Annotated in this window: 15 protein-coding genes; 6 read left to right on the forward strand and 9 right to left on the reverse strand. The window is 71.7% G+C overall.

Features of this window, described 5'->3' with window-relative positions:
- Positions 1 to 25 precede the first annotated feature (25 nt).
- The 6 genes from AC2AXK_RS01725 to AC2AXK_RS01750 form a co-directional block, all read right to left on the reverse strand.
- Entirely contained in the window at positions 26 to 1,108 is a 1,083-nt protein-coding gene (locus AC2AXK_RS01725) for an alpha-ketoacid dehydrogenase subunit beta (protein ID WP_484343605.1), read from the reverse strand.
- On the reverse strand, positions 1,105 to 2,265 hold the full coding sequence (gene pdhA / locus AC2AXK_RS01730) for a pyruvate dehydrogenase (acetyl-transferring) E1 component subunit alpha (protein ID WP_484343606.1): 1,161 nt from the start codon (positions 2,263 to 2,265) through the stop codon (positions 1,105 to 1,107). The genes AC2AXK_RS01725 and pdhA overlap by 4 nt, the downstream gene beginning before the upstream one ends.
- Before the next feature lie 207 nt (positions 2,266 to 2,472).
- On the reverse strand, positions 2,473 to 3,054 hold the full coding sequence (locus AC2AXK_RS01735; RefSeq protein WP_484343607.1) for a hypothetical protein: 582 nt from the start codon (positions 3,052 to 3,054) through the stop codon (positions 2,473 to 2,475).
- 86 nt (positions 3,055 to 3,140) lie between these two features.
- On the reverse strand, positions 3,141 to 4,247 hold the full coding sequence (gene hisC, locus AC2AXK_RS01740; RefSeq protein WP_484343608.1) for a histidinol-phosphate transaminase: 1,107 nt from the start codon (positions 4,245 to 4,247) through the stop codon (positions 3,141 to 3,143).
- A 57-nt stretch (positions 4,248 to 4,304) separates the two neighbouring features.
- Positions 4,305 to 5,834 carry a hypothetical protein gene (locus tag AC2AXK_RS01745; protein ID WP_484343609.1) on the reverse strand — a complete coding sequence of 510 codons (1,530 nt, stop codon included), beginning with the start codon at positions 5,832 to 5,834 and terminating at the stop codon, positions 4,305 to 4,307.
- 25 nt (positions 5,835 to 5,859) lie between these two features.
- Positions 5,860 to 6,084, reverse strand: a complete 225-nt coding sequence (locus tag AC2AXK_RS01750) for a hypothetical protein (protein WP_484343610.1) — start codon at positions 6,082 to 6,084, stop codon at positions 5,860 to 5,862.
- 160 nt (positions 6,085 to 6,244) lie between these two features.
- Here AC2AXK_RS01750 and purB point away from each other — a divergent pair, with 160 nt between their 5' ends.
- Together purB and AC2AXK_RS01760 are read left to right on the forward strand one after the other, a co-directional pair.
- Complete coding sequence (gene purB, locus AC2AXK_RS01755) at positions 6,245 to 7,711, forward strand: adenylosuccinate lyase (RefSeq protein ID WP_484343611.1); 1,467 nt, start codon at positions 6,245 to 6,247, stop codon at positions 7,709 to 7,711.
- A gap of 15 nt (positions 7,712 to 7,726) precedes the next feature.
- The gene (locus AC2AXK_RS01760) at positions 7,727 to 8,488 is read left to right on the forward strand and encodes a class I SAM-dependent methyltransferase (protein ID WP_484343612.1); all 762 of its coding nucleotides are present in this window, start codon (positions 7,727 to 7,729) and stop codon (positions 8,486 to 8,488) included.
- Positions 8,489 to 8,543: 55 nt separating this feature from the next.
- Here the strand turns inward: AC2AXK_RS01760 and AC2AXK_RS01765 are convergent, their stop codons facing one another.
- Positions 8,544 to 9,002, reverse strand: coding sequence for a pyridoxamine 5'-phosphate oxidase family protein (locus AC2AXK_RS01765; protein WP_484343613.1), 459 nt, complete (start codon positions 9,000 to 9,002; stop codon positions 8,544 to 8,546).
- A gap of 146 nt (positions 9,003 to 9,148) precedes the next feature.
- On the opposite strand from AC2AXK_RS01765, the gene AC2AXK_RS01770 reads away from it, so the two are divergent.
- From AC2AXK_RS01770 to AC2AXK_RS01780, 3 genes are read left to right on the forward strand one after another with little or no spacing between them, the layout of a single operon-like run.
- Complete coding sequence (locus AC2AXK_RS01770) at positions 9,149 to 10,231, forward strand: trypsin-like serine peptidase (RefSeq protein WP_484343614.1); 1,083 nt, start codon at positions 9,149 to 9,151, stop codon at positions 10,229 to 10,231.
- On the forward strand, positions 10,231 to 11,178 hold the full coding sequence (locus tag AC2AXK_RS01775) for a hypothetical protein (RefSeq protein WP_484343615.1): 948 nt from the start codon (positions 10,231 to 10,233) through the stop codon (positions 11,176 to 11,178). Before AC2AXK_RS01770 ends, AC2AXK_RS01775 begins: the two co-directional genes overlap by 1 nt.
- Positions 11,175 to 11,789 (forward strand): DUF4333 domain-containing protein, encoded by a 615-nt coding sequence (locus AC2AXK_RS01780; protein ID WP_484343616.1) that lies wholly within the window; start codon positions 11,175 to 11,177, stop codon positions 11,787 to 11,789. Before AC2AXK_RS01775 ends, AC2AXK_RS01780 begins: the two co-directional genes overlap by 4 nt.
- 71 nt (positions 11,790 to 11,860) lie before the next feature.
- On the opposite strand, the gene AC2AXK_RS01785 is transcribed toward AC2AXK_RS01780, so the two are convergent.
- A complete protein-coding gene (locus AC2AXK_RS01785) occupies positions 11,861 to 12,433 on the reverse strand; it encodes a hypothetical protein (RefSeq protein ID WP_484343617.1) in 573 nt (190 codons plus the stop codon).
- A gap of 103 nt (positions 12,434 to 12,536) precedes the next feature.
- Here AC2AXK_RS01785 and AC2AXK_RS01790 point away from each other — a divergent pair, with 103 nt between their 5' ends.
- Positions 12,537 to 14,918: an ATP-binding cassette domain-containing protein gene (locus tag AC2AXK_RS01790; protein ID WP_484343618.1), complete on the forward strand. Its 2,382-nt coding sequence runs from the start codon at positions 12,537 to 12,539 to the stop codon at positions 14,916 to 14,918.
- On the opposite strand, the gene AC2AXK_RS01795 is transcribed toward AC2AXK_RS01790, so the two are convergent.
- Entirely contained in the window at positions 14,881 to 15,723 is an 843-nt protein-coding gene (locus tag AC2AXK_RS01795; protein WP_484343619.1) for a class I SAM-dependent methyltransferase, read from the reverse strand. The two genes, AC2AXK_RS01790 and AC2AXK_RS01795, sit on opposite strands and share 38 nt — an antisense overlap.
- Between the last annotated feature and the right edge of the window lie 9 nt (positions 15,724 to 15,732).

Below are 15,732 nucleotides of genomic sequence, written 5' to 3' on the forward strand. Positions count from 1 at the left end.
ACACCCGTGGGGGCGTCCCGGATGCTCAGAACGCTAGGGCACGGTCGACGGCGTCGAGCACGCGGTCCAGGCCGGGCAGGTAGTCGTGCTCCACCTTCGACACCGGGTAGGGCATGTGGAACCCGCCGACCCGGAGCACCGGCGCCTCGAGGTCGTAGAAGCAGTGCTCCGTGACGCGTGCCGCGACCTCCGCCCCGGCCCCGAGGAACGTGGGTGCCTCGTGCATGACGACGCAGCGGTGGGTCTTGCGCACGGAGGCGACGAGCGTCTCGGTGTCGAGCGGGGAGATCGACCGCAGGTCCACGACCTCGATGCTCGTGCCCTCCGTCGCTGCTGCCTCCGCGACCTTGAGTGCCGTGCCGACCGTCGGGCCGTACGCGACGAGGGTGAGGTCGGTGCCCTGGCGCGCGACGACGGCGCGGTTGAGCGTCGTCAGGGCCTGGGTACCCTCGGGCGTTCCCGGGTCGGACGACCCACCCGCAGCGGCGTAGGGCCCGGCGGAGAGGTCGACGGCGCCCTTCTCCCAGTAGCGTCCCTTGGGCTCGAAGAACAGCACCGGGTCCGGGGACGCGATGGCCTCCTGGATCATGACGAACGCGTCCTGCGCGGAGCCTGGCGTGACGACCCGCAGCCCGGGGGTGTGCGCGAACAGCACCTCGGGGCTCTCGCTGTGGTGCTCGATCGCCCCGATGCCCCCGCCGTACGGCACGCGGATGACGACGGGCAGCGTGAGCCGCCCCTGGGACCGGTAGTGCATCTTCGCCAGCTGCGTCGTGATCTGGTCGAACGCCGGGAAGATGAACCCGTCGAACTGGATCTCGCACACCGGGCGGTACCCGCGCAGCGCCAGGCCGATGGCCGTCCCGACGATCCCCGACTCCGCGAGCGGGGTGTCGACGACGCGGTCCTCCCCGAACTCTCGCTGGAGGCCGTCGGTCACCCGGAACACGCCGCCGAGCGGGCCGATGTCCTCGCCCATGAGCAGGACCTTGGGGTCGCCAGCGAGCGCGGCCCGGAGGCCCTCGTTGATGGCCTTCGCGAACGGCAGCGGCCGGGCGGCCCCCTGCACGCCGCTCGCGCTCGGCGCAGACTCTGTCGTCGCGGTCACCGGTGGCCTCCCTGCGCGTCGGTGAACGACGCCTCGTACTCCGCGAACCACGCCTTCTCCTCGGTGACGAGGGCATGGTCGCTGGCGTAGACGTGCTCGAACATCGAGGCGGACTCCGGCCGACCGAGCGCCTTGACGTACGTCCGGACCTGCTCGCCGAGCGCCGCGGCATCGGCGTCGAGCTGAGCAGCGGCCTCGTCGTCCCACAGCCCCTCGGACTCCAGCAGCGTCCGCATGCGGGTGATCGGGTCGCGCTCGCGCCAGTAGTCCTCCTCGGCGGAGGTGCGGTACCGGGTGGGGTCGTCGGACGTCGTGTGGGCACCCATGCGGTAGGTCACGGCCTCGATGAAGGTGGGCCCACCGCCGGACCGCGCGCGCTCGAGCGCCTCGGCGGTCGCGGCGTAGCAGGCGAGGACGTCGTTGCCGTCGACGCGGATGCTCGGCACACCGAACCCGTCGCCGCGCCGGTAGAGGGGCACCCGGGACTGCTTGGAGGTGGGGACCGAGATGGCCCACTGGTTGTTCTGGCAGAACAGCACGACGGGTGCGTTGTTCACCGCGGCGAAGCCGAGGGCCTCGCTCACGTCACCCTGCGACGTCGCTCCGTCGCCGAAGTACGCGACGACGGCCGCGTCCTTCGTCGGGTCACCGGTGCCCACGAGACCGTCACGCTGGATGCCCATCGCGTACCCGGTGGCGTGCAGCGTGTGGGAGCCGATGACGAGGGTGTAGAGGTGGAAGTTGTGCGCCTCGGAGTCCCAGCCGCCGTGGTCGATGCCGCGGAACAGGCGAAGGAGGTGCGCCATCTCGACACCCCGGGTGAGCGCGACGCCGTGCTCGCGGTAGGACGGGAAGACCATGTCCTGCGGCGCCAGCACCCGGCCGGAGCCGATCTGCGCGGCCTCCTGCCCGAGCAGCGGCGGGTAGAGGCCGAGCTCACCCTGCCGCTGGAGCGACGTCGCCTCCGTGTCGAACGCCCGCGTGAGGACCATGTCCCGGTACAGGCCGCGCAGGGCGTCGGCGTCGAGGTGGGCGACACGGTCGCGGTAGGACGCGTTCGCGTCGGAGGTCACCCGGGTGCCGTCGGGAGCGACGAGCTGGAGCGGCTCGTCCTCGAGGGTCGGTTGGTCGCTCCGGGTCTGCATGAGGTCGGTCATGCTCTCTCCTGCCGGTCCGGACGCGGTCGGCGTCCTGGTGACGGACGGCGCCGACCACTCGGCCGCGCCAACCTACGATGCCGTAGGTTACGCCAGCGTAGGGTACGGAGCCGCCCGTCGGCCAGCACGGCCCCGACAACCGAGCCCGGGGATTGTGCGAGAAACCCACAAGGCGACGACAGGGCGCCGCTGTGCACCGCCGGGACGTCAGGACCGAGGGCCGTACGGGTTACGCGGTCCCGTGGTCGGTGAGCCCGGACCGTTCTGCCCGCCGTCGCCGTCCTTGCCGAGGTACGGGGCGACCGGCGGGTACGAGGTACCGGACTCGCCGCCGTAGCCGCTGCCGGTCGGAGCGGGACCGTAGGGACCCTGGTAGCCGCCGTCGTAGCTGCCGGCCGAGCCAGCGTCGTACCCGGCCGGGAAGGAGCCGGTGCCGCCGTACGGGTTCGTCCCGCCCGGGCCGGTCACTCCCATGTACGGGCGGGTGTACCCGCTACCTCCGTAGGTGTTCCCCCCGAGCTGGCTCGCGGGGGGGTACGGGCTGCCCGTCGCCTCGAGCAGGGCCTCGCGCGTGAGCGCGAGCTCACGCTCGACCGGCCACTCCTTGAACGCGAAGAGGCACAGGAACACGATGTTCGCGACGGGGACGAGCATGAGGAAGATGTACGGCCACGGGTACCCGGCCTTGGCGACGATCCGGCTGTACACCCAGACCATCGCGACAACGAGGCCGATGTAGAGAGCGCCGAAGAGCACGGCGATGATCGCTGGGAACTGGTCGTTCGACATGAGGTCGTCTCCGTGGGGATGGGCGGGGGGCTGGCGCCGGGATCAATCTATCGCCAGGCGGCAGCCGGCACCCCACGACGGGCGATCTATCGCCAGGTGGCAGCCACCTCGAGGAAGAGGTCCGTCGCCTCCGGCTCGCCGATGCTCACACGCATGCCCTCGCCCGCGAACGGGCGGACCATGACGCCTGCGTCCGCGGCGTCGGCCGCGCGGTCCGCGGTCCGCTCACCCAGCTCGAGCCACACGAAGTTCGCCTGGGTGTCAGGCACGTCCCAGCCCTGCGCTCGCAGACCCTCGAGCATCCGCGCGCGCTCGACGACGAGCGCGTCCACCCGGGTGAGGAGCTCCGCCTTCGCGCGCAACGAGGCCAGGGCGGCGCGCTGCGCGACGTCGGACACCCCGAAGGGCGTGGAGGCCGACCGGATCCCCGTGGCCAACCGCTTGCGGGCCACCGCGTATCCCACCCGCAGGCCCGCGAGCCCGTAGGCCTTGGAGAAGGTCCGCAGCACGACGACGTTGGGGTGCGCCGCGAGGGTCGCGAGCCCGTCCACGGGGTCGTCCATGCGGACGAACTCGAGGTAGGCCTCGTCGACGACGACGAGCACGTCGGACGGCACCTGCTCGAGGAAGCGGTCCAGCTCGGACTGTGTGACGGCAGCCCCGGTCGGGTTGTTGGGCGTGCACACGAGCACGACCCGCGTCCGGGGGGTGACGGCTGCGGCCATGGCGTCGAGGTCGAGCCGGCCACCGGCGGCGAGCGGCACGGGGACGCGGGTGCCGCCGGCGACGTCCACGACGATGGGGTACGCCTCGAAGGACCGCCACGGGTAGACGACCTCGTCGCCCGCGTCGACGACGGCCTCGAGGACGTGCGCGAGGACGGCGACCGAGCCGTTGCCGACGACCACCTGGTCAGCGGTGACGGGTCCGTCGTCGGCGAGCGCCGCGTCCGAGAGCCCTGCCGTGAGGTCCCGGGCGATCGCCTCGGTGAGGTCCGTGGCGAACATGTCCGGGTACCGGTTGATGCACGACGCGGCATCGATGATCACCGCCTGCACCGACGCGAGCGGCGGGTACGGGTTCTCGTTCGACGACAGCTTGAAGGCCGCCGCCCCGACCGGAGCGCGGGCGCCGGGGACGTACGCCGGGAGGGCCTTGATGGCGGGGCGGAGGGGGACGCGTCGCGTGGTCACGCCCCACAGTCTCCCACCCCGGCACCGCGCCTCCGCGTCTCCGCAGCCTCCGCGGCGTCACCGCGCGATGAGCGGGGGCCGGGTCACCCGGCGGCCCTCGGGATCGGCTGGGCGTGCGGGTTCGGTCGTGCCCGGTCCGCTCGGGGCCGGGTCCGTGGCGGCGGGCGGTGGCGGTGGTGGCGGCGGGACCGGGGCGCCCGGGCTGAAGTACATCGTCTCGACGTCAGGCGCGGAAGGGGACACGGACCCGAACGACTGCTGCTGGTGGAGGACCGCGCTCTGCTGGTCCACGGCCCGCAGCACCCCCTCGTCGCCGCTGAGCACCGCCTCGTGGAGCACCTGGGCGTGGGTGCGTGGGCTGTGCGCCTCGACGAGGCTGAGTCCTCCCACCTGCGCGCTCACGGTGACGCGGTCGACGGCGTCCGGTGGACCGCTCGCATCGAGGCTCGTCACACCTTCGGAGGTGTTCTCCAGGTGCAGGCTCGGCACCGGCCGGGACGGTGACATGAGCGAGACGGGCGAGCCGTACGTCGTCACGGACCGCAGGTCGTACCGGCGGCGCAGGACGTCGTCGTCGGCGAGCGCCATCGCGACGATCCCGCCCTGGCTGTGCCCGTAGAGACCCACCTGCGCGCCGACGGGGATCCCGGCCTGCTGCATGGCGGACTCGACCATCTGCATGCTGTCGCTCGCGCCGCGGGACATGAGGTCGAGGTTGCCGTCGAGGTCGAACGGGAGGTTCGAGCCCGGGGCCCAGTCCTTGGTCCCAGGGATGAGCACGGCCCAGGTGACTGCGCCGCCCGGTTGGGTGATCTTCTGGATCTCGACCGTGCCGGGCGGGTGCTCGCCCGACGCGAGGTCGTCCAGGGCGTACCCCACCTGCACCGGGGACATGAGGGGCGGTTCCATGACGGTCCGCTCGACGAGGTGCCCGGGGCGCAGGTCGAGAGGAGCTCGTCGGGTCCGAGTCACACCGGCGTAGAGCCAGCTCCCCACCCGCAGCACCCCCGCCGCGTCGTCCACGCCGGGGGTGGAGAACGGGGTGCGGAACGGGTTGAGCCTGCCGACGTACGCGCTCACGCCACCGGCGAGGTTGTCCGTCCACGACGTCCCGTCGGACTGCAGGTACCCGATACCCCCGGTGACGACACCCGCGCCGGGGGCCACGCCACCCCCGATGCTGAAGAGCCCGCCCAGGAGGTCGAGGAACCCGCCACCGGCCCGGGCCTCCGCGTCCCCGTAGACGGCAGCCGCGTTCAGCGTCCCCGTCGCGAGGTCGTCGAGGTCGCCCGCGTACAGCCGCAGCGCCGCGACCATCAGCTCGACACCATCCTGGGCGTGGGCGAGGTGCAGCGCCGTCATCGGGTCGTGGTCGGGGTCGCCGAAGGAGAAGACCGCCCGCAGCCGGCACAGGACGAGGGCCGCCGTGAGGCTCGCGCACTGCTGGAGGGCGGCGTCGAGCGACACGGCGGCTGCCCGGACGACGCCGGCCGCGGCCTCCATGTCCGCGGTGTTCGCGGCGATCCCGGAGATGCCCCCGATCACGGTGAACCCCTGCACGTCGGCGGGTGGCGGCTTCTCGCTCATGCGCGTCCGTCCGTGCGGGGTTCCGTCAGGTCCACGCGTTGGTCAGCGACGTCCGGACGGCGTCGATCGCCGTCCCGACGGACAGCAGGTCCGCCCGGACCGTCGTGAGCAACGCGCGGTAGGCGCTGGCCGACGTCGACTGCCAGTCCACGCCGTACGCCCCGGCGAGGGTCGTCCTCGCCGACTCCACGTCGGCCTCGATCGTGGCGAGGTAGGTCGTCAGGGAGCTGATCTCTGTCGCGAGCGTCATCTCTGGCCTCCGCAGGTGGGGTCTCGGTCATGCGCCCCGACGGTAGGGACACCCTCCAGGAGCACGCCCCGGGGCGGCCGACGATGGGGACACCTCGGGCGCTGCCGCTCGGTGTGGACGGCCTGTTTCCGCGGCTCGTCGCCGTGGAAGAATGCGAGACATGCCCAACAGCCCCCTCGCGCCCGCCTCGACGCGCGCCAGCCTCGCCGAGGTCGTCCCCGCCATCGCCCTCGGCCCGCTCGACGGCCGCTACCGCGCGACGGTCGCCCCGCTCGTCGACCACCTGTCCGAGGCGGCTCTCAACCGCGAGCGGCTGCACGTCGAGGTCGAGTGGCTCATCGCGCTCACCGACGGCACCCCGGACGGGCCCGCCGTCCCCGGCGCCCCGCGCCTCACGGACGCCGACAAGGCGTACCTGCGCGGAGTCGTCAACGACTTCGCCTCCTCGGGCATCTGCGAGATGGCCGAGATCGAGCGGGAGACGGTGCACGACGTCAAGGCCGTCGAGTACTACCTCAAGCGCCGCCTCGCCGCGGCCCCCGGCCTGCTCGGGGACGACACCGTGCTGCCCGGCGTCGGCGAGCTCGTGCACTTCGCGTGCACGAGCGAGGACGTCAACAACCTCTCGTACGCGCTCATGGTCAAGGGCGCCGTCGAGCAGGTGTGGCTGCCCGCTGCGCGGGCCCTCGTCGAGCAGATCGCGGACATGGCCCGCGAGCACGCGGCCGTCCCGATGCTCAGCCGCACCCACGGCCAGCCCGCCACGCCGACGACCCTCGGCAAGGAGCTCGCCGTCCTCGCCCACCGGCTCCGCCGGCAGGTCCGGCGCATCGAGGGCGCCGAGTACCTCGGCAAGATCAACGGCGCGACCGGCACGTACGGCGCGCACGTCGTCGCGGTCCCCGGCACCGACTGGCCCGCGTTCTCCAAGGCGTTCGTCGAGGGCCTCGGGCTCACCTGGAACCCCCTGACGACGCAGATCGAGTCCCACGACTGGCAGTCCGAGCTCTACGCCGACATCGCGCGGTTCAGCCGGATCCTGCACAACCTCGCCACCGACGTGTGGACGTACATCTCCCTCGGGTTCTTCAAGCAGATCCCCGTCCCCGGCGCGACCGGCTCCTCGACGATGCCGCACAAGGTCAACCCCATCCGGTTCGAGAACGCCGAGGCCAACCTCGAGATCTCCTGCGCGCTCCTCGACACGCTGTCCGCGACGCTCGTCACGAGCCGCATGCAGCGCGACCTCACGGACTCCACGACGCAGCGCAACATCGGCCCCGCGTTCGGCCACTCCCTCCTCGCGATCGACAACGTGCGGCGCGGCCTCACGGCGCTCGCCGTGAGCGAGGACGTGCTCGGCGCGGACCTCGACGGCAACTGGGAGGTCCTCGGCGAGGCCATCCAGTCCGCGATGCGCGCCGCGTCCGTCGCCGGGGTGCCCGGCATGGAGAACCCGTACGAGCGTCTCAAGGACCTCACCCGCGGCCAGCGGATCACCGGCGACGACCTGCGGACCTTCGTCGCGGGCCTCGGCCTGCCGGACGACGTCGCCGCCCGCCTCGCAGCCATGACCCCCGGGACGTACGTCGGCCTGGCGGAGCACCTCGTCGCCGAGTACCTGTAGCCCGGGCAGATCTGCGTGAGCGAGCGCGGGAACGACCGCGGGCCCGACGGCGGCGACGCCGCTCGGCCGTGGCTCGCGCTCGCTCAGGACTACGAGCACGCCCGCGCCCGGGACGACTCGCTGGACCGGCTCGTCGAGTGGCCGGCACAGCGAGAGCTCCTGGGGGACGTCACCGGGCGGTCGGTGCTCGACGTCGGGTGCGGCAACGGCGCCAAGCTCGCCGAGCTGGTCCACGCTGGCGCGTCCGCCTGTGTCGGTCTCGACATCAGCGGCAACTTCCTGTCGGCGCCCCCGGCTGGCATGGAGCTCGTCCGCGGTGATCTCTCCGAGCTGGACGCCGTTCCGGAGCTCGCAGGGCGGACGTTCGACCGGATCACGTTCTTGCAGTCCATCGGATATGCGAAGGACCCCGTCCACACGTTGCAGACGGCCCGGGAGATGTTGGCCGACGACGGGTTCATCCTGCTGACCAGGACCCACCCCGTCCGCTACGCCGTCGAACGGTCGGAGCTCAACGGGACCTCTCTCGGCGAGGAGTACTACTCCACCGGCACCTTCACCTACCGCCACAAGGCGTGGAACGAGCAGATCGCGCTCACGAAGCGCGTCTACACCATCGCTGACCTGCTCAACCTGTTCAGTGCGGCCGGACTCTGGGTCGAGGTTGCCACGGAGCCCCAGCTGTCCGAGGACGCCCGGCGCCGCTACCCGCACAAGCAGGCGTGGATGAACAAGCACCTCGGCATCCTGGTATTCAAGCTCCGCGCCCATCCCTGACAGGCCGCTGCAACGTCGTCGAAGCTCGCCCTCGTCGCTGAGTACCTGTCGGTCGTCACGGTGGCGGGGGGAGCTCCAGCAACCAGCGGCTGACGGTGATCCGCAGGAGGATCCGCGGCCCCACGACCGACTGGTCCCCGGCGTCCCAACCGCCATACTTCGCGGCGAGCGCGGAGACGATGTCGGGTCTGGTGGCGACGTCGAACAGCTCGGCGGCGCCCTCCCCGACGAGACCGCCCTCACCAGCGGTTCCCTCGATGGCAAGACTCACCCGCGGATCCATGCTGATCAGCGCAGCCTTGCGTGACCCGGCCGCGACCGAGGCCCACACTGCGTCCTCCAGGGCGGACCGAGCCTGGACGGCATCGCCGTGGAGGGACGTCTCGGGGAGGGACTCCCGGTGGACAGATCCCTCGTGGACGAACCACAACGGCGTGGTGTGGGGCGGCCCATCGCGGCGGTTCACGGAGAGCCAGAGGTGCGGAGACTGCTGCAGGAGGGTCGACCGGTGCACGTCGGCATCATCCCCCCGGCGCGTCCGTCCGCGCCAGGTGATGCCCCGGACCCCGGCCACTGCCCCGCTGCCCCACGGTGTGCCGCCCGCTGATCGGGGACCGGTCCCCATACGCGGGGGCGGACGATGCGTGGCATATTCACCGCATGCTCATTCGACCCCGGCGGCGCGCCACCAGCCCCCTCCGCCGGACGGCGGTCGCCGCTGGTGCCCTCGCGCTCCTGGCCCTCACCGCCTGCGCGGCGCCCGTCGAGGGCTCCCCCGTCGCCGGTGCGCCGTCCTCGAAGCTCGCCCCCGCGATCGACTCCGACACCGTGTCCCTGCGGCACGACTACGAGGACTCCCCGCAGGAGGTCAACGACTACTGGACGGACGACCGCAAGGACAAAGCGACGCCCAAGAACACCACCCCGGGCGACGGCGGTACCGTCGACGGCTCCCCCGACGCCGCGACAGGCGTCGTCGTGGACCCGACGAGCGGGCCCGTCAACCCGGACGGCCCGCAGCTGCCCGAGTCGGACCTGGGCGACCCGTTCGCGGCGACCGGCCTGGCGACCTCGACCCAGGGACGGCTCTACATCCAGTTCGCCGACGGGGACTACGTGTGCTCGGCGACGGTCGTCAACTCGGTCTCCCGGAGCGTCGTGGCCACCGCGGCGCACTGCCTGTGGGACTTCAGCGGCGGCACCGGGTGGGGCACCAAGGTCATGTTCGTCCCGAACGACGCGGACAACGGCGCCGTCGCACCGTACGGGATCTGGGCCGCGGAGTCCGCCCACGGCCCGCAGGAGTTCGCCGACGGCGCGACGGTCGACGACTCCGGCCGGATCTCCGGTGACGGCTGGTCCTACGACTTCGCGTTCCTGTCCATGGCGCCCGACGACCAGGGCCGGGAGATCCAGGACGTCACGGGCGGTCAGGGCATCGCGTTCGGCGTCCCCGCGGAGGAGCTCGTCGTCATCGGCTACCCCTCCGCCGACCCTTTCGACGGCCTCTCCCAGCGGTACTGCACGAGTGACGACTGGTACTCCTCGGTCCGCGGCTCCTACGGCATCGCCTGCGACATGACGCAGGGTGCGTCGGGCGGCGGATGGCTCACCAACTACGACCCCACGAGCGGCGCTGGCTACGTCGTGGCGACGACGTCGTTCCGGGGCGACTACATGATCGGGGCGATGCCTCTGGGCGAACGGGCCCTGCAGGTCTTCACCGAGGCAGGAGGCCTGTGATGCGCAACCGGACCGCGCGTACCGCGACGGTGCTCCTCGCGGTGGCGGCGCTCACGACGGCCTGCGCGGGCGAGGCCGTCCCGGGCGAGGCGTACCCGGACTGGCAGTACGTCGACGACCGCAGCATCGAGGCGTTCGACCGGCAGATGGCGTTGCTCGCGAGCTCCATCGAGGCGTCCAGCCCCTTCCGCACGGACTCCTCGACGGACGCGACAGGCGTCTCCTACACCCACGCCACGTTCGGCGACCGTGACACCGCGTCGCAGTCTGTCGTCGCCGTCACCGGCAACCCGGCGTCGATCTTCATCCAGCAGACCGACGCCGACGAGGGCTACACCATCGACACCCTGCACGTGGGCGGCGAGGCGATCGACTACCTGCTCCTCGGGGAGGCCTTCTCCTCGCTCTCCCCCACGCCGTGGGTCGCCGTCCCGACCGTCTACGGCGAGCCGGGCGAGAACCCGCTCGCCGCCGAGCTGCGGACCATGTGCTTCATCGACGGGTTCCAGAAGGTGTGCGAGATCCACGAGGTCGTCCGCCTGACGATGCAGTCCGAGCTGGCCGACGAGATGCGCCGCTCGGTGGAGGTGGACGACGACGGCTCGGTGTTCTCCGAGACGGAGGTGACGCTGCGGTCCGTCGTCGAGGTCTCGGGGCTGCTCGACATGCCCGAGGACATGACCTCCCAGTTCACCGAGGAGATGCTCGACTCCTTCATCCCCGTGAGCCTGTGGCAGGACGACGGCGGCAACCTCGTGAAGATGGAGATGAACGGCACCGTCCCCGGGACGGACGGCGTCGACGACTTCGTCGTGCAGGTCGGGTTCGAGATCACCGGGAAGGCCAGCACGGCCGACTTCCCCGCGCCCCCGCCGGCCGCTGACGTCACGACGATCCCCGAGGCGGACGAGGACACCTTCTACGACCAGCTAGGACAACTGCTATGAGCACACCGCCGCCCTACGGCCAGCAGGGGTACGGCCAGACCGGACACGTTCCTCAGCCCCCCACGCACCCGGGCGGACCGGGGCCGCAGGGTGCGCAGTCCGGCCCGCAGCACGGGACACCGCCCGCAGGTCACCAGCAGGGGTACGCAGGCGGCTATCCGTCCGGCCAGGCGCAGCCGGGCCAACAGGCTCACCAGGCGCAGCCCGGCCAGCACAGCGGGTTCGGGGCCGCCGGCGGGTACGGGGGGCCGGGAGGTTCCGGGCCGTCCAGCACTCGACGGCGGTCGGGTGCGGGCAGGGCGACGACGATCGTCGTCACCGCCCTCGTCACGGCCGCGGTGTCGGTGACGGTGACGCTCCTCGCGTCGGGTGCCCTCACCGGGCCTGCCCAGCTCGAGCGTGAGGCCGTCGAGGACGGCGTCGCTGGCGTCCTCAGCGAGGACTTCGACCTCTCCGGCGTCGACGACGTGTCCTGCCCGGACGGCATCGAGGCGGTCACGGGCGCTCAGTTCGAGTGCTCGTTCAGCTCGGGGGGCGAGGACCTCTCCGTCCCGGTCGAGGTGCTCAACGACGAGGGCCAGTACCGCGTCGGTGGCCCGCTCGACGAGTAGCTCCGAGACTCCCGGGGCCGGCCGCGGAGCGCACGGCGGACGCACGCCCGCTGCTGCGTCCGACCGGGCGCCTAGTGGTACGTCGGCATGACGTCGGTCGGCCGGACCTGGACGACGTCGAGCCCTGGTGCATCGAGGAGCGCGTCGATGGCGGCCTGGGTGCCGGCGATCCCCGCCCAGGTCGGGTCCACGTCGCTCGTGAAGCACCAGGCACGGTCCGCGGGCCACGTGAAGGCGGGCGGCCAGTCGCCTGCCGTCTCGACCGTCGGCCAGGCATCGATGTCCGCGACCTCGCCGCGGAACAGGCCGTAGCTGCGGTGCGGGAGGGTGACGAGCGGGCAGTCGGGCGGGACGTCGAGGTCCCCGTACCCGTCCCACCGGCAGAAGTACCCCTCGCCCGGTGTCGTGGTGAACGACGCGAGCAGGTGCAGCGCGAGCCCCGCCCGGGAGAGATCGGTCGGATGGTCCTCCGGCACCGTCACGGAGTTCTCGGACTGGCCGGGATACGCAGGATCAGGGATGTACCGGAGGCGCGCGTACGCCTCGAACCCGTCCGGGCCGAGAGCGACCAGCCGGTCCCACGGGACCTGCGCGTCGACGAGCCACGATGCGGGCGAGACGTCGGTGCAGACCTCGAGTGCCATGGAGGGAACCTACAGTCGCTCCCCCTGGACGGGTAGGAGCCGGGTGCAGGATGCTGGGCCGGGCAGCGAGGACGACCCCCTCACGGATCGGCGGGAAGCAACCATGGCCACGAGCACGGACCAGCAGGCCGCAGTGCATGCGGGCGACGCACACGACCTCATCCGCGTGCACGGGGCGCGGGAGAACAACCTCAAGGACGTGAGCATCGAGATCCCGAAGCGCCGGCTGACGGTGTTCACAGGGGTGTCAGGATCGGGCAAGAGCTCGCTCGTGTTCGACACCATCGCGGCCGAGTCGCAGCGGATGATCAACGAGACGTACAGCGCGTTCGTGCAGGGATTCATGCCGACCCTCGCACGGCCCGACGTCGACGTCCTCGAGGGTCTGACGACGGCCATCATCGTCGACCAGCAGCGCATGGGCTCGGACCCGCGCTCGACGGTCGGCACCGCCACGGACACGGGCGCGATGCTCCGGATCCTCTTCAGCCGCCTCGGGCAGCCCAGCATCGGGTCACCGCAGGCGTTCTCCTTCAACGTCGCGTCCATCAGCGGTGCGGGTGCCGTGACGATCGAGCGGGGCGGGGAGACCGTCAAGGAGCGACGCAGCTTCAGCGTCACCGGTGGCATGTGCCCACGCTGCGAGGGCCGCGGCACGGTGTCCGACATCGACCTCACGGCCCTGTACGACGCCTCGAAGTCCCTCACCGAGGGTGCCCTGACGATCCCGGGGTACACGATGGACGGCTGGTACGGGCGCATCTTCACGGGCTGCGGGTTCTTCGACGCCGACAAGCCGATCGAGAAGTTCACCAAGAAGGAGCTCGACGCCCTGCTCCACAAGGAGCCGACGAAGATCAAGGTCGACGGCATCAACGTCACGTACGAGGGGTTGATACCGAAGATCCGCAAGTCGTTCCTGTCCAAGGACGTCGACGCCATGCAGCCGCACATCCGTGCGTTCGTCGAGCGGGCCGTCGCGTTCGCGACCTGCCCGGAGTGCGACGGGACGCGCCTGAGCGCGCTCGCCCGGTCGTCGCTCATCGGGGGCGTGAACATCGCCGACGCCAGCTCGATGCAGATCACCGACCTGGCGACCTGGGTCGCGGGGCTCGACGAGCCGTCCGTCGCGCCGCTCCTCGAGTCGCTGCGCGCGACCCTCGACTCGTTCGTCGAGATCGGGCTCGGGTACCTCTCGCTCGAGCGCCCCTCGGGCACCCTGTCCGGCGGCGAGGCGCAGCGCGTCAAGATGATCCGCCAGCTCGGCTCGTCGCTCACCGACGTCACGTACGTCTTCGACGAACCGACGGTCGGCCTGCACCCGCACGACATCCAGCGGATGAACAGCCTGCTGCTGCGCCTGCGGGACAAGGGCAACACCGTCCTCGTCGTCGAGCACAAGCCGGAGGCGATCGCGATCGCCGACCACGTCGTCGACCTCGGTCCGGGGGCCGGGACAGGTGGGGGCACCGTGTGCTTCGAGGGGACCGTCGAGGGCCTGCGGGCCAGCGGCACCCTCACCGGGAGGCACCTCGACGACCGCGCCACCCTCAAGCCGTCCGTGCGGACACCGACCGGCGCACTCGAGATCCGCAGCGCGAGCACCCACAACCTCCAGGACGTCGACGTCGACATCCCGCTCGGCGTGCTCGTCGTCGTCACCGGCGTCGCCGGGTCCGGCAAGAGCTCCCTCATCCACGGCTCCATCCCGCCCGGGAGCGGCGTCGTCACCGTCGACCAGGGCGCGATCCGCGGCTCGCGCCGCAGCAACCCCGCCACCTACACGGGGCTGCTCGAGCCGATCCGCAAGGCCTTCGCCAAGGCCAACGGCGTGAAGCCGGCGCTGTTCAGCGCCAACTCCGAAGGCGCGTGCCCGACGTGCAACGGCGCGGGTGTCGTCTTCACGGACCTCGGCATGATGGCGAGCGTCGCGACGACGTGCGAGGAGTGCGAGGGCAAGCGGTTCCAGGCGTCCGTCCTCGAGTACCGGTTCGGTGGCCGGGACATCAGCGAGGTCCTCGCCATGTCCGTGACGGAGGCCGAGGAGTTCTTCCGCGAGGGCGAGGCCCGCACCCCCGCCGCGCACACCATCCTGCGCCGCCTCGACGACGTCGGGCTCGGCTACCTCAGTCTCGGTCAGCCGCTCACGACGCTCTCGGGCGGCGAGCGCCAGCGCCTCAAGCTCGCGACGCGCATGGCCGAGAAGGGCGGGATCTACGTCCTCGACGAGCCGACCACCGGCCTGCACCTCGCCGACGTCGAGCACCTGCTCGGTCTGCTCGACCGGCTCGTCGACGGCGGGACGTCCGTGATCGTCGTCGAGCACCACCAAGCGGTCATGGCCCACGCGGACTGGATCATCGACCTCGGTCCCGGTGCCGGGCAGGACGGCGGGAGGGTCGTCTTCGAGGGGACGCCGGCCGATCTCGTGGCCGACCGCTCCACGCTCACCGGCCAGCACCTCGCGGCGTACGTCGGCGGCTAGCAGCTGGCGCAAGGCTGCGTCGGCAGACGACGAGGACAGCCTCGGACCGCAGGTGCAGCCGACCTTCCCGTGCGACGGCTCCCGCTGCCTCGAAGAACCTGGTGGCCATGCGCTCCCGGGTCTCGGGCCTCTGCGCGAAGATGGCGCGACCGATCCCCGCGAGCCCGTGGGACGGACCCTGCCAGAGGTCCACCGGCTCGATGACGAACGTCCAGCTCACCTGCGTGGCGACCTCGACGTCGAGACCGCACTCCCGCGCCAGCGCAGCGAGTCCAGCGGGTGTCCTGGCGAAGTCCTCCTGCGGCGGGAGCCGCTCCGGCGGCACGGGCTCAACGCCCTCCGCGGCCATCGCCGCCGCCCACAGCAGGGCGATCTCACCCGGGTCCGCGCCCCAGACGGTCGCCGTGACCGTGCCTCCGGGCGCCACGACGCGCGCGATGTCTCGGAAGGTGGCGCGCGGTGAGGGGACGTGGTTGAGGACGAATGCAGCGACGGCGTGGTCGTAGGTCGAGTCGGGAAATGGCAGGACCGGAGCCCCGCCCTCCACCCAGTCCACGTGCGAATCCGCAGCGCGCGAGCGAGCGACCTCGAGCATCGCGTCGTCCGGGTCCACGGCCGTGACGCTGAACCCCGCGGCAGCAGCCGCCGCGCTGAGTCGACCGGTACCCGCCCCGACGTCGATCAACCGCACGCCCGGCTCGTCTCGGAGCGGGTCCAGGACGTGGGGCGTGACCCCAGCGCACAGTTTCGCGAAGCTCACGTCGTACGCAGTCGCCGCACCACCGCTCCAGGTCGTGGACATCATCCCGCCCGC

It is taken from the genome of Sanguibacter sp. Z6_81 (assembly GCF_057180625.1).